The following is a 13,701-nucleotide window of genomic DNA, read 5'->3' as shown; positions in this document are numbered from 1 at the left end:
CCCGCGCCACGACCGCGCAGAAGTGCATCCGCGCCGGCGGCAAGCACAACGACCTGGACAACGTCGGCTACACCGCGCGCCACCACACCTTCTTCGAGATGCTGGGCAACTTCAGCTTCGGCGACTATTTCAAGAAGGACGCTATCAGCTACGCCTGGGAGCTGCTGACCCAGCACTTCAAGCTGCCGGCCGAGAAGCTGTGGGTCACCGTCTATTCCGAGGACGACGAGGCCTACGAGATCTGGAACAAGCAGGTCGGCGTGCCCGCCGAGCGCATCGTGCGCATCGGCGACAACAAGGGCGGCCGCTACATGTCCGACAACTTCTGGATGATGGGCGACACCGGTCCCTGCGGCCCCTGCACCGAGATCTTCTACGACCACGGCCCCGACGTGGCCGGCGGCCCCCCGGGCTCGGCGGACGAGGACGGCGACCGCTACATCGAGATCTGGAACAACGTCTTCATGCAGTTCAACCGGACTGAAGACGGCGTGATGCACAAGCTCCCGAAACCCAGCGTCGACACCGGCATGGGCCTGGAGCGCCTGGCCGCGGTGCTGCAGCATGTGCACTCGAACTACGAGATCGACCTGTTCGTCAACCTGCTGGCCGCGGCCAAGCAGGCCGTCGACGGCGCCGGCGCGGGCGACTGCGACAAGGACAGCCCGTCGCTGAAGGTCATCGCCGATCACATCCGCGCCTGCGCCTTCACCGTCGTCGACGGCGTGATCCCGGGCAACGCGGGCCGCGGCTACGTGCTGCGCCGCATCGCCCGCCGCGCGATCCGCCACGGCTACAAGCTGGGCGCGCGCACCCCGTTCTTCCACAAGCTGGTCGCCGCGCTGGCCAAGGAGATGGGCGAGGCCTATCCGGAGCTGCGCCGCGACGAGGCCCGCGTCACCGAAGTGCTGAAGCAGGAGGAAGAGCGCTTCTTCAAGACCATCGCCACCGGCATGGAACTGCTGGAATCGGCGCTGGCCGGCGGCGCGACGCAGGTCGACGGCGAGACCGCCTTCAAGCTGCACGACACCTACGGCTTCCCGGTCGACCTGACCGCCGACGTCTGCCGCGAGCGTGGCGTCACCGTCGACGAGGCCGGCTTCAACCGCCTGCTGGAAGAGCAGAAGAACCGCGGCCGCCAGGCCGGCAAGTTCAAGATGGCGCAGGGCCTGGAGTACACCGGCTCGGCCACGGCCTTCCACGGCTATGACCAGCTGACGCGCGAGGACGCCAAGGTCGTCGCGCTCTACGTCGACGGCAGCGCGGTGCAGAGCGCCGACGCGGGCGACGACGTGGTCGTCGTGCTGGACAACACCCCCTTCTATGCCGAGAGCGGCGGCCAGGTCGGCGACGCGGGCGAGCTCCGCAATGCCACGACCCGCGTCGTCGTCGACGACACGCTGAAGATCCAGGCCGACGTGTTCGGCCACCATGGCCAGGTCGTCGAGGGCACGATCAAGATCGGCGACGTCTTCACCGCCAAGGTCGACGCCGAGCGCCGCGCCCGCACCGTGCGCAACCACAGCGCGACCCATCTGATGCACAAGGCGCTGCGCGAGGTGCTGGGCGCGCATGTCCAGCAGAAGGGCTCGCTGGTCAACGCCGAGCGCACCCGCTTCGACTTCGCGCACACCGCGCCGATGACCGCGCAGGAGATCCGCAAGGTCGAGGCGATCGTCAATGCCGAGATCCTGGCCAACGCCGACACCAACGCCGCGGTGATGGCGCTGGACGATGCGCAGAAGAGCGGCGCGATGATGCTGTTCGGCGAGAAGTACGGCGACACGGTGCGCGTGCTGAGCATCGGCACGTCCAAGGAACTGTGCGGCGGCACCCACGTGCGCCGCACCGGTGACATCGGCCTGTTCAAGATCGTCGCGGAGAGCGGCGTCGCCGCCGGCATCCGCCGCGTCGAGGCCGTGACCGGCGACAACGCGCTGCACTACCTGCAGTCGCTGGAGACCACGCTGACCGCCGTGGCCGGCACGCTCAAGGCGGCGCCGACCGAGGTCGAGCTGCGGGTGCAGGCGGTGCTGGACCAGGTCCGCGCGCTGGAGAAGGATCTGACCGCGGCCAAGAGCAAGCTGGCCTCCGCGCAGGGCGACGAGCTGCTGTCGCAGGCCGTCGACGTCAAGGGGCTGAAGGTGCTGGCCGCGACGCTGGCGGGCGCCGACGCCAAGACGCTGCGCGAGACCATGGACAAGCTCAAGGACAAGCTCAAGACAGCAGCCATCGTGCTGGCGGCCGTCGATGGCGACAAGGTCCAGCTGGCGGCCGGCGTGACGGCCGATTCGATCGGCAAGGTCAAGGCCGGCGAGCTGGTGAACTTCGTGGCGCAGCAGGTCGGCGGCAAGGGCGGCGGCAAGCCGGACCTGGCGATGGCCGGCGGCACGGACGCCAAGGGGCTGCCCGCCGCGCTGGCGAGCGTGCAGGCCTGGGTCGGCGAACGCCTCTGACACCGATGATGGGCACACTTCCGGGGGGCGCGGATCGAACGAACCGCGCGCCCCGGAGTGCCGACGAACAACCTCTGCAAGGGCCCCGGTCGGGCCCTTGTCGTTTGAAGCAACTGGAGTAGCAATGACTGACACCCCGATGGCCGACGAGTTCGGCGACTCGATCGACGTCGAGAACGCGCAGCGCCTGGGCGAACTGCTGGCCGTGCTGGCCGGCCAGGCGGATCCGGAAGCGCCGGCGATCACCCTCGACACGCTGGATGGCTACCTGACCGCCCTGTGCGTGGGGCCGTCGGACGCGGCGCCGATCCAGGCGATGGATGCGCTGTTCGGCGACGACTGGCCGGCCGCGCTGGACGAGCAGGAGATGACCGACGCCTTCATGGAAGCGCTGCATGTGCGCTGGAACGAGATCAGCGACAGCCTGGAACCGCAGCCGCTGCTGGAGGCGCCGGAGCAGATGCACCTGACGCCGCTGATCTCCGAGTTCGATGAGGAGACCAAGGCCGAGCTGGTGGCGCAGGGCGCGATCAGCGAGGAGCTGCTGGCGCGCATGCCGGCGCCGGGCGCGATGTGGGCGCAGGGCTTCCTGCAGGCGGTGGAGGACTCGCACGCGTGGACGCTGCCGCAAGGGGATGGCGCGGATGATCTGGCGACGATGCTGGAAGCGATCGAGGCGGTGACGCTGGACGAGGACTCGACGCCGCGGGCGGCGTACATCCAGCAGGCCTACGAGGATTCGGACGGGATCGATCAGAACGCGCTGATCGACGACATGCTGTTCACCGTGCAGGACCTGCGCCTGTTCTGGATGCAGCAGCGCGCGCTGAAGGATGCGATCTCGGGGCTGACGGGCGAGGACTCGAAGCACTGAGCATCGCGAAGACCACTCTCCCCTGCCCTCTCCCCGCTCGGCGGGGCGAGGGAGTTCGGGCCGGAGGGCCTACAAGCGGCCCTTGCAGTTGGGCGCGCCGCAGCGGCAGCGCAAGCGCCCTTCGTGGTGGCTCTCGCCGTAATCGGCGCAGATCTCCTCACCCGGATCGATGTCACGCATGGCGTAGAACTCGGCCCGGCCCTGCCGGATGCGCAACACCGCATTCGGCGCGCAGCTGTGATTCACATGCCGCAGCGCGCAGTCCGACTTGGTCGCGTCGATCGCAGTCTTGTCCGTGACCTCGACGACATGGATCCGGCGCCGCCCCTCGATGCGCCGCCGCGCCTCGCGCACCGGCACGATCTCCCCGCGCATCTCGCCGATCTTGCGGCGAGCGGGGATCGCCTCCCCGGCGAAGACACCCAGTCCATCGATCGGACTCGGTCCCACCGTCAACACGAATCGCTCAGCCGGCTGCGGTTCCCCCTTCGCGCGCCCCGGCGCGGCGGCTTGAGACTCGGCGGGGGCGGCGGCAACAGCACTCAGACGCGGCATGAACAAAGGCGCGCGGTCCGGGCCGCGCCAATTCGAGGAAGTGCGCATTGTCGCGCCGTTGCATTCGCCCATCGGGCATCTCGCGCCGCTTGACGCATTCGCCGCGTCCCCAAGATACTGGTCCGCATGTCCCGCGTCTTCCACCCCGTCCATCACGTCTCGATGTGCCTACATTCGCTGCAGGCCATTGCCGACGGTGGGCGTCGAACGCGGTAGACGCCCCGCCAGGATCCCGGACCCGATGGTCCCCCTGCGATCCCCAGATTCGCCCGATTCCCCCCGACAAGGCCCGCGCACTCCGCGGGCCTTGTTCATTTCAGCCCCCGGTCCTTCCAAGCCCCACAAGGAGACCCCGATGCAGATCCCACCGACCCCGCCCCGCCCTGCCGACGCTCGCTCCGGCGCCCGCGCCCCCTTGCGCGTCGCCGACGGCATCACGCTGCGCCGCCCGCGTCCGGAGGACGGCCCCGCCCACGCCGCGCTGCTCGGACATCCCGGCGTGCAGCCCTGGTTGCTGCAGACGCCCTTCACCTCCGAGTTGCTGTGGCAGGAACGCTTCTCGAAGGCGCCCGACCCGGCGAGCCCGGAACTGGTGCTGCTGGCCTTCGACGGCGATCGGCTGGTGGGGTCGGCCGGTCTGCATCCCGCCGGGGCACAGGCGCGGCGGCGTCACGCGATGATGCTGGGGATCAGCGTCCATCCGGAGACGCAGGGGCGCGGCGTCGGTTCGGCGTTGATGGATGCGCTGACGCGGCAAGCCGATGACTGGCTGGGGATTCTGCGGATCGAGTTGACGGTGTTCGTCGACAACGAACGCGCGATCAGGCTGTATGAGCGCTTCGGCTTCGAGCACGAAGGCCGCCTGCGCGGTTTTGCCTTGCGTGAGGGGCGCTATGTCGATGCGTTCACGATGGCGCGGCTGCACCCGCGGCCGCCAGCGATCGAACGCGCGCAGGAGCTCAGTCGATCGTGATGACCGCGCCGCCCTCGGCGCTGCGGCGCGAATTCTGGGCGTGGAGCTCACCCTCCGGGGCGCGGCTCTGCGGCTGAGAGGCGGCGTCGCGGTCGGGGGCGGCCGGCTGAGGCGGCGCCGGGCGGCTGGCCTGGCGCTTGCCGGTGATCAGCAGCCGGGCCAGCTTGACCACCTCGCTGGCATGGACCGGCGCGGCGGGCGCCAGCATGGCGCCGCTCAGCACGGCGATGCTCAGGATCTTCAAGCTGATGGGCACGTGTCGTTGTCGGCTCTGCATGATCTCCCCGCGCGAATCTGGATCTTGGCGACGATGGAGGGAGTATCGAAAGTCAGTCCCCCGGCCGCCAGCGGAGGGCGACGAACTGCGCCCTGGAGCGGCTGACTTGCGGGATGACGGGATGGGCTCAGCCCGGCGCGGGCCGCGCCGCGGCCGCCTGCGGCCTGGTCCGGAGCCCGGACGGCGCTCTCAGCCCCGCCCCGCGCACCTCGAAGCGCACCTGCTGCAGCACCTGCCCCCGCCCGTCCAGCAAGGCCAGTTCGTGCCGCCCCGGCATGGGCAGCCAGTCCACCGACGCGCCGCGCCCGATGAGCCGCCCATCCAGGCGCCAGCCCGCCGTGCCCTGCGCCAGCCGCCCCTCGTGGGAGAAGCGCAAGCGCTGCGCCGCCGGCGGAATGTCCGGGTCCAGCGCATAGATCGCGCCATCGGTCGGATTGCTGAGCGCCACCGGGGTGCCGGCGGGGCGGATGACGGCCTGCTCCGTGCCAGCGACGAACCACTCGCGCCGTGGCGGCTCCTGCCCGCCGTCAAAGCGCGTGTCCTGCGCGACCAGCCCGGCCGGCGGCTGCACCGCGCCTGGCACCCGGCCGGCATGCAGCGCCAGCATCACCTCGCGCCAGACCGGCGCCGCGCCGCTGACGCCCGAGACCTGCTGCATCGCCTCGCCGCTCGAGTTGCCGACCCACACCCCGACGGTGAAGCGCGAACTCCAGCCGACGCACCAGTTGTCTCGCATGTCCTTGCTGGTGCCCGTCTTGACCGAGGCCGGGAACGGAAGCGCCAGCGCGCTGGACAAGCCGAAGGTCAGCGCGCGCGCGTTGTTGTCGGCCAGCATGTCGCCGACGATGAAGCTCGCCTTCGCGTCGGCCACCTGGCGCCCGGCCGCCGCCTCGCGCCCTCCCCTGAGACCCTTGAGATTCTTGGACGCCTTGCCGTCCTTGCCCGCCTTCAGCGCGTCGCGCGGGCCGGCGCCGGGCAACGCGCCTGGCAGCGCCACGTCGGCGTAACGTCCGCCATTGGCGAGCGCGCGATAGGCATTGGTCAGCGACAGCAGCGTCACGTCGGCGCTGCCCAGCGCCAACGACGGTCCATAGAAACCGCCGGTCTCCGGCAACTGCAGGCCCAGCGCGTTGAGCCGCTCGAAGACCGCCTCGGGCGTCAGCATCAGGCCCAGCCGCACCGCCGGCACGTTGAGGCTGTTGCCCAGCGCGGCACGGGCGCTGATCCAGCCGCGGTACTGCTTGTCGTAGTTCTGCGGCAGATACAGGCCAGCCGCCGTCGCGACCTGCGTCGGCGAGTCGTCGAGCAGGCTGGCCGCCGTGATCAGCCGGCGCTCGATCGCGAGCTCGTACAGGAAGGGCTTGAGCGTCGAGCCCGGCTGCCGCCGCGCCAGCACATGGTCCACCTGCGCCGCCTCCGACAGCTGGCTGCCGCTGGAGCCGACCCAGACGCGGACCTCGCCGCTCGCGTTGTCGAGCGCCACGACGGCGCCGTCCTCGACCTGCCGCCCCGAGAGCTCGGCCAGATGCCGCCGCAGCGACTGCACCGCGACACGCTGCCAGGTGGCGTCGAGCGAGCTGCGCTGCGCCGGTGGTCCGTCCGCCCGCAGCGCCAGCCGCGCGTAATGCGGCGCCCACTGCGGCGCGTCCGCGAGCGTCAGCGCCTTGCGGCGCAGCACCGCGCCCACCTCGTCATTGAGCCCGTCGCATCGCTGCGCCATCGCGCGCAGCACGCCGCAAGCACGGGCCGCGATCGTCTCCGGCGACGCATTCGGCCCGCGCAGCATGGCCGAAAGCATCGCCGACTCGCGCGCGTCCAGCCCCGCGGGCCGCTTGCCGAAAAGCGCTTGCGCCGCCGCCGGCACGCCGATCAGCTCGCCGCGCAAGGGCACCCGGTTGAGGTAGCCCTCCAGGATCTGCGCCTTGGTCCAGCGCTTCTCCAGCCGCCCCGCGACCCAGGCCTGCCCGAGCTTCTGCATCAGGCTGCGGCCGCCGCGCCGCGCGAGGTCCTCGTCGAGCAATCCCGCCAGCTGCATCGTGACCGTCGACGCGCCGCGCGTGCGCGTGTTCCACAGATTGGCCCAGGCGCTGGCCGCGACGGCCGACCAGTCGACGCCGCTGTGCTCGTAGAAGCGCTGATCCTCGGACAACAGCATCGCGCGCAGCAGCGACGGCGACATCTGCTCCAGCGGCACCCAGGGCAGCACCCTGCGGGTGGCATCCACGCGCAGGGTCTGCAGCGGCTCGCCGCGCCGATCGAGCAGTTGCAGATCGGACACCGGATGCGAGGCCCGCGCCTGCGCGAAGCTCGGCAGGTCCTGCGCCGACGCCGGACCGGACGCCATCCCGAGCGCGGCCAGCACGGCCGCGAGCGCGGCCCTGCGGACCGGCCGCGAGCGCGCGTCCGTCAGCGTCAAGGCTGGACCTCCAGCGTGGCATTCGGCAGTTCGCCGAAACGGTCCGGCGCGTACATCGCCTCGGCCCGCGTCGTCGGCAGCTGGAAGCGGCCGGCGTTGTTCAGACGGACCGTGTACTCGAGCACGTGATGCCCGCGCGGCAGATAGCCGAAGTAGGCGCGCCAGGCGCTGAAGCTGCGCTCGATGAAGTCGGGCCAGGCCTGCCCCTCGGCGCGCTCGCCCTGCGACTCGATCGTCCCTTCGACCACCGCCGCGCCGGCCGGCATCGGATCGCTGAGCACCACCCACGTCATGTCGGCGGCGGCATCGATTTCCAGACGCACGCGCATCACGTCGCCGCGGGACCACTTCGGCGGCGCCTTCTGCGACACGGCCGTGACCGTGCGCTTGAGCGTGTAGCCGGCATTCAGCGGCGCCTTCAGCGGCACGGCCGCCAAGGCTTGCACGGTCGCCCAGGGCTTGCCGTCCCCCGCCTGCGTCATCGACAGCGTGCCGTTGCCCGCCGCCGGCCAGGCCAGCTTCAGATCGCCGCCGTCCGGCTTGGCCGACCAGTCCAGCGCCGCCGACGCGCCCGCCAGCTTCGCCTCGGTGCGGCCCTTCACGGCCTGCGCCTCGAAGCGCGCCGAGAACTTCTCCAGGGCCAGCGCGCCCCACAGGTTGGCGGTCGTGTTGAACCAGGCACCGCGCTCCTGGCGCGCCAGCGTGCCCACCACCAGGCGCGGCAGGTCCTCCTTCCAGCCGGCGTCATCGATCAGCGCGAGGATCGCGCGCGCCGCCGTCGCGTCGCCACTGCCCATCAGCCACCACCAGGCGTCGGTGTCCTCGTTGACGAAACGCAGCGTGGTGCCCGCAAAGCTCAAGCGCGCGCGCAGCTGGTTCTGCGCCGCCGCGATCTGCGCCGCGCGATCCGGCGCGTCGGTCATCCGCTGATGCAGCACCAGCCAGTCGATCACCGCGCTGGTGGGCCACGTGGTCAGGTTGCGGCCGTCCACGGTGCCCAGCTGCCGCGGCGTCGCCTTGCCGTAACGCGCCAGCGCGGCCAGCGCGGCGATGCGGCGCGGCTCGTCATCGGGGCGCGGCGACCAGAACTTGCGCTCCAGCCGGCCCTCGACGAAAGCGGCCAGACCGTCCAGCGCCTTGTTCAACTGCGGCGCCGGCAGCGTGCGCCCGGCTTCCTTCGCCACGGCCAGCAGATGCGCGGTCAGGACGTCGCTGCCCTGCGTCAAGTAGCGCGACAGCGGGAAGTAGGCGAACAGGCCGTCCGCGTCCTGGTAGGTCGCGAGCTGCCCCATCAGGCCATCCCAGGCCGCCGTGTCATGCAGCGCGATGTACTTCGAGCTCTGCTGTTCCAGGCAGGTGTACGGGTACTGCTCGAAGTAGCGCCGGATCCCCGGCAGCGCGGTCGACAGCCGCGGCTGCAGGCCGATCTGCAAGCCGCCGCGCTTGACGCCTTGCGGCGGCAGCGCGTCCGCGGGCGCCGCGACCGGGATGCTGACCGGGCCGTCCAGCTGGCGCAGCGTCGCCTGCAGCACCCGCAGCGGCACGGCCGGCTCGACCGCCTGCGTGGTCCGCATCGCGTCCTTGGCGCCCGAGCCGCCCTGCTCCTGCGCCTGCGCCTCCCAGACGATGCGCCGCGCCCCTTCGGGCACGAGGATGTCCCAGCTCAGCTCCTGCGCCTGTCCCGCGGCGAGCTTGACGCTGCGCGGCTCAGCCGCGACCGGCTGTTCGCCGGTGTCCAGCGTCGCCTTGCCCGCCAGCGTGACCCGCAGGTCCATCGCGCGGCCGGTCGCGTTGCGCAGCGTCAGCATCGCCTGCACCCGGTCGCCCTCGCGCACCAGCGGCGGCAGGCCCGACAGCAGCTGCAGGTCCTGGCTCACGTTGATGCTGTTCTCGCCGGTGCCGAAGCGCTGCCCCGGCGCGTCGGCGACCGCGACCAGCCGGAAACGGGTCAGCGAATCGTTGAGCGGCACCTGCACCAGCGCCTCGCCCTGCGCGTTGACCGTCACCAGCGGCTGCCAGGTCAGCAACGTGTCGAACAGCTCGCGCGTCGCGAAGCCGCCGCCGCCGCCCGCTGCCACGGCCTTGCGGCCATAGTGCCGGCGGCCAATGATCTCGCTGTGCGCCGTCGCGGTGGTCACGCCCCAGGAACGGGTCTGGATCATGCTGTCGAGCAGTTTCCAGCTGTCGTTGGGCGCGAGCGCCAGCAGGCCTTCGTCGACCGCCGCGAAGGCGACCTGCGCATCAGGCACCGGCTTGCCGTCCTGCGTCACGCGCAGCTTGACCTGGGCGCTCTGACGCACCCCGTACTGCGCCTGCTGCGGCAGCACCTCGACCTTGAGCCGGTGCTTGGCCTGCCCGATCTCGATCGGCGCCATGCCCAGCTTGAAGGACGGCTTGGACAGATCGACCATGGCCGTCGGCGGCTGATAGTCGCCCGACGCACGCCATTCACGCCACCAGTTGCCCGGCTCGCGCCAGCCCCAGGTGAAGAACGAATACCACGGCACCTCGCGCAGACGGCCGCGCAGCACCAGCACGCTGACATAGGCGTTCGGCGTCCAGTCGCGATCGATCTTCAGTTCCAGCCACGGATCACGGCCGGACAGGCGGCGCACCTCGCTGTGCAGCACGCCCTCCCGCTCGACGGTCACCAGCGCCATCGCGTCGCGATAAGGCATGCGCACCTGGAAGCGCGCGGTCTCGCCCGGCTCGTAGCGGCGGCGCTCCGGGATGACGTCGATGCGATCGTCGTTGTCCTGCGCGAACCAGAGTTCACCGGCCCGCGTCACCCACAGCGACCGCGCCGCGCGCGCGCTGCGGCCCCCGTCGTCGGACGCGGCACCGATCAGCTCGACCTGGCCGCTCTGGCTCAGCGAGACCTCGCAGCGCATGATGCCCAGCGCATCGGTCTTGCCGCTGCACAGCTCGCCCAGGTCCTTCAGGGTCCGTTGATGCTCGTAGGCATAGAAGCCGCCGACCAGGCGCTTGCGCGTGCTCAGCGTCTGGACCTGACGCGCGGACACCGCGATCTTCTGGTTCGCCACCGGCTTGCCGTTCGTGTCCAGCGCCACGGCCTGCACCTGCAGCGGCTGGCCGTTGGCCACCCAGGTCGCGGCGCGCAGGCCCACGACCACGTTGGCGGGCCACACGACCTGCGAGGCCGCGCGCGTGTGCGTCTGACCGTCGGGGTCGCGATAGTTCAACTCGACGCGCAGTTCGGACGGCCGGTCGATCGTCCCCTTCAGCGGCACCTTGAACGCGGCGGCGCCCTTGGCGTCGGTCTGCAGCGCCAGCTTGTCGACCAGCAGCCGGGTCGTGCCCGGCGCGCCGCCAGCGGTCTCGCTGTCGCCTTCCATGTCGCCGGCGGCCGCGCCTTCATCCGGGCCGTCCTTGGACGGCGGCTCGAAGGCGTAGTCGTCGTAGCCCGCCATGGTGGTCCAGCGCGGCTGCAGCATCGCGCTGACCTGCACCGGGGACTTGGCCATCGGACCGCCCGCCATGTAGTTCAGCTGAGCCGACCAGGACTGCTCCTTCGCGCCCGGAGGCGGTGATTTCGGCGGGATCAGCCGTGCATCGACCAGCGGCACGCGGAACTCCTCGACGCGCACGCCGCCGCTGTCCCAGGTCCGTTGACCGCCAGACTCGCCGGCGCGCTCCATCACGAAGCGGTAGCGGCCCAGCTTGGCGCCCGGCGGCACCTTCCAGGTCGACAGCGCGTAGCGCGCGCCCTGCCAGTGCAGATCCAGCGCGGCGACGTCCTCGCCGGTGCCTTCGAAGACGATGCGCAGCTTGTTGGGAAGCTGCTCCGGCGTCGCGTCGTCCAGCCCCCGGACCGTCTCCAGCCGGAAGAAGTGCTTCATCGACACGGTGTCGCCAGCGCGCAGCAGCGGCCGGTCGGTGATCGTGTGCGCGCGGACGGTGCGTTCCGAGCCCCAGGTGACCGGCACGTTGAAGCGCCACGGTTCGATGCCGCGGCTCCAGCCGCTGAACATGAAGGACAGGTCCGTCGGCTTGCCCGGCTGGTCGGCGCGGGCGGTGATGAACAGCCCCGACTCGCCGATGCACTCGCCGCGTCCCTCCTCGCGATCGAGGTTGGGACGATCGATGCGGGCCAGGCCCTGGGCGTCGGTGCGGCCATTCCACAGCGACTTGCCGCGGCAGTCGTAGACCGCCACCTGCGCGCCCTCCACGGGGCGCCCCTTGTCGAGCGAAGTCACCCACACCAGGCTGTCGTCCTTGCCCAGCTTGAAGTGCAGGCCGAGGTTGGTCACCAGCGTGCCGGTGCGCACGAACATCGGCTGGACCGGATCGAGCAGCGACTGCCCCAGGCGCGGCGACTTCAGCTCGAGCACGTGATAGCCCGGCTGCGCCAGCGGCACGCCGATCACGTCGATGGCCTTGTCGGGACTGCCGGCCGGCACCGTCATCGACTGCAGACCGCCTTCGCCCTTGAGCATCTCGATCTTGCGGTCCTCCCACTCGTTCTGCCGGAAGAGCCGGCCATACCAGCGCAGGATCTCGCCGTCATCGGTCAGGCGCTTGATGCGCAGATGGCCCCCGGCGCGCGGCTGCAGGTCGCCCTGCACATGGCGCATGCTCAGCGGGACCAGGCTCGGGCCAGCCGGCTCCCATTCGACGATGCCGAAGGGCGCGGCGGCGAACTTGGCCAGCGGCGGCGCCGCACTGGTCTTGATCTGCAGCGGGAAGCTCGCGGCGTTGGACAGCGGCCGGCCGCTGTCGTCCTTGATGCCGCTGGGCAGCTCGACGGCGTAGGCCTGCTGCTCCGCGAGCGGCACCGGGAAGCTCACCGAGCTCAGGGTTCCGGCGGCCTCCTGGTCTTCCTGTTTCGGCACGACCGGCGACACGGTGCTGCCGTCCGCGCTCTTCAAACGCACCTTGAGCGCGAGTTCACGCGAGATCGGCTCCGAGAAGCTGACGGTGACGGGGCGGATGGGCAGACAGGGGGCGTTCGCGCGCTCGCGTTCGCAGGAGAACTCGGCCGTCAGCGGCGCGCGGACCGAGAAATGGAAGCGCCGCTCGCCGCGCGTGCGCACCGAGTCGTTGGCGCCCGCGGCGATGCCGGGCCCCCACACCAGCGACGCGTCCGTGCCGGCCGGCAAGGGCCGTGAGCAGCCGACCAGCACCCACACCTGGCGCTTGGCCGCCTCTTCCATCTTCAACGAACGCAGCAGCGCATCGCGCTCCGAGTTCGCGCGCAGTTCGGCCGGGATGCGCTCGCCAAGCGCCTTGGATTCGCACCACAGGTTGGGCGCGATCGTGTCGAACTTGGGCGTGCCCGAGAGCTGCAACAGGAAGCGCTGGTCTTCTTCGATCTTGCCGCCCTCCCATGGGCGGATCTGCTGGACCGTCGGGGCCGCGAGCTGGAACGTGGACTCGCGCACGCCCGTCCAGGCACTGGACACGCCGGGGGCGGTGGGGCGGAAATCCTCGCGCACGGTCACGCGGCACTTCGCGCCGGCAGGCAGCGGCTTGGCGAAGTCGAAGACCCACTCCCGGTCATTCGTCCACCGTCCCTTGCCCTGCACTGCGGCCGAGCCGCAGTCCACCCGCACCGGATCCGCCTGTCGCGGGTCGCCGAGCGTGGCCGTGGACTCCTTGAAGCGCACCGCGATGTTCTGCACCTGAGCGACCTCGCCGCGCGGCGTGATGGCGACCACTTCAGCGGCCTGTGCGGGAGCCAGCCAGCTCCCCGCGAGCGCCGCAGCAACGCCGGCACGCAAAAACAGGTTACTCAGCGAGTTCTCGCCAATCCCTCGACGCATCACGCCGCCCTCCAATCCCAAAAAACAGGAAGGCAGTCTATTCGCGAGCGACCGGAAAAACAGTCCCACAAAGGGGGCGTGACCCTGCTGACCTAAGTCACTAGGCCCACAGAAACAGGGGAGCCGCAGTGTTCACAAACTCCACGCTCGAGTGGAGATCCGAGGGCGCGGCCCTCGGCGCCAAACTCGCAGCCCCAAAAGCAAAAACCCCTCGATCAATACTGATCGAGGGGTTTGCGGAATATTAGCCTGACGATGACCTACTTTCACACGGGAATCCGCACTATCATCGGCGCTGAGTCGTTTCACGGTCCTGTTCGGGATGGGAAGGGGTGGGACCGACTCGCTATGGTCATCAGGCTTGACT

General features: G+C 70.5%; 7 protein-coding genes and 1 rRNA gene. 3 read left to right on the top strand and 5 right to left on the bottom strand.

Translation table 11 applies throughout. From position 1 onward, the window contains the following. A partial coding sequence (gene alaS, locus ABDW61_RS26280; protein ID WP_343643026.1) for an alanine--tRNA ligase occupies nucleotides 1–2,456 on the top strand: 2,456 nt, incomplete at its 5' end. 124 nt (nucleotides 2,457–2,580) lie between these two features. Continuing rightward, complete coding sequence (locus ABDW61_RS26275; RefSeq protein WP_343643025.1) at nucleotides 2,581–3,330, top strand: UPF0149 family protein; 750 nt, start codon at nucleotides 2,581–2,583, stop codon at nucleotides 3,328–3,330. Between the two features lie 69 nt (nucleotides 3,331–3,399). On the opposite strand, the gene ABDW61_RS26270 is transcribed toward ABDW61_RS26275, so the two are convergent. Further along, nucleotides 3,400–4,038 carry an SET domain-containing protein-lysine N-methyltransferase gene (locus ABDW61_RS26270; RefSeq protein ID WP_343643024.1) on the bottom strand — a complete coding sequence of 213 codons (639 nt, stop codon included), beginning with the start codon at nucleotides 4,036–4,038 and terminating at the stop codon, nucleotides 3,400–3,402. Nucleotides 4,039–4,240: 202 nt separating this feature from the next. Between ABDW61_RS26270 and ABDW61_RS26265 the strand changes: the two genes are divergently transcribed. Next, on the top strand, nucleotides 4,241–4,858 hold the full coding sequence (locus tag ABDW61_RS26265) for a GNAT family N-acetyltransferase (protein ID WP_343643023.1): 618 nt from the start codon (nucleotides 4,241–4,243) through the stop codon (nucleotides 4,856–4,858). Here ABDW61_RS26265 and ABDW61_RS26260 read toward each other — a convergent pair. From ABDW61_RS26260 to rrf, 4 genes are all read right to left on the bottom strand, one after another. Further along, nucleotides 4,845–5,114, bottom strand: a complete 270-nt coding sequence (locus tag ABDW61_RS26260) for a hypothetical protein (protein ID WP_343643022.1) — start codon at nucleotides 5,112–5,114, stop codon at nucleotides 4,845–4,847. The two genes, ABDW61_RS26265 and ABDW61_RS26260, sit on opposite strands and share 14 nt — an antisense overlap. A gap of 148 nt (nucleotides 5,115–5,262) precedes the next feature. Continuing rightward, the gene (gene pbpC, locus ABDW61_RS26255) at nucleotides 5,263–7,479 is read right to left on the bottom strand and encodes a penicillin-binding protein 1C (protein ID WP_343643027.1); all 2,217 of its coding nucleotides are present in this window, start codon (nucleotides 7,477–7,479) and stop codon (nucleotides 5,263–5,265) included. Between the two features lie 68 nt (nucleotides 7,480–7,547). Then, complete coding sequence (locus ABDW61_RS26250) at nucleotides 7,548–13,334, bottom strand: MG2 domain-containing protein (RefSeq protein WP_343643020.1); 5,787 nt, start codon at nucleotides 13,332–13,334, stop codon at nucleotides 7,548–7,550. A 247-nt stretch (nucleotides 13,335–13,581) separates the two neighbouring features. Beyond that, a 5S ribosomal RNA gene (gene rrf / locus ABDW61_RS26245) occupies nucleotides 13,582–13,694 on the bottom strand. Between the last annotated feature and the right edge of the window lie 7 nt (nucleotides 13,695–13,701).

Origin of the sequence: Roseateles sp., assembly GCF_039595595.1 — a bacterium.
In the GTDB taxonomy this organism is placed as follows: Bacteria; Pseudomonadota; Gammaproteobacteria; order Burkholderiales; family Burkholderiaceae_C; genus Roseateles.
The sequence above is the reverse complement of the archived record's forward strand: the minus strand, read 5'-3'. Positions and strand labels throughout refer to the sequence as shown.

Bases quoted from the DNA above. Each gene is read 5' to 3' on its own strand.
- ABDW61_RS26275 (WP_343643025.1), top strand. From the start codon at position 2,581: ATGACTGACACCCCGATGGCCGACGAGTTCGGCGACTCGATCGACGTC.
- ABDW61_RS26265 (WP_343643023.1), top strand. From the start codon at position 4,241: ATGCAGATCCCACCGACCCCGCCCCGCCCTGCCGACGCTCGCTCCGGC.
- ABDW61_RS26270 (WP_343643024.1), bottom strand. From the start codon at position 4,038: ATGGACGGGGTGGAAGACGCGGGACATGCGGACCAGTATCTTGGGGAC.
- pbpC (WP_343643027.1), bottom strand. From the start codon at position 7,479: ATGGCGTCCGGTCCGGCGTCGGCGCAGGACCTGCCGAGCTTCGCGCAG.
- ABDW61_RS26250 (WP_343643020.1), bottom strand. From the start codon at position 13,334: ATGCGTCGAGGGATTGGCGAGAACTCGCTGAGTAACCTGTTTTTGCGT.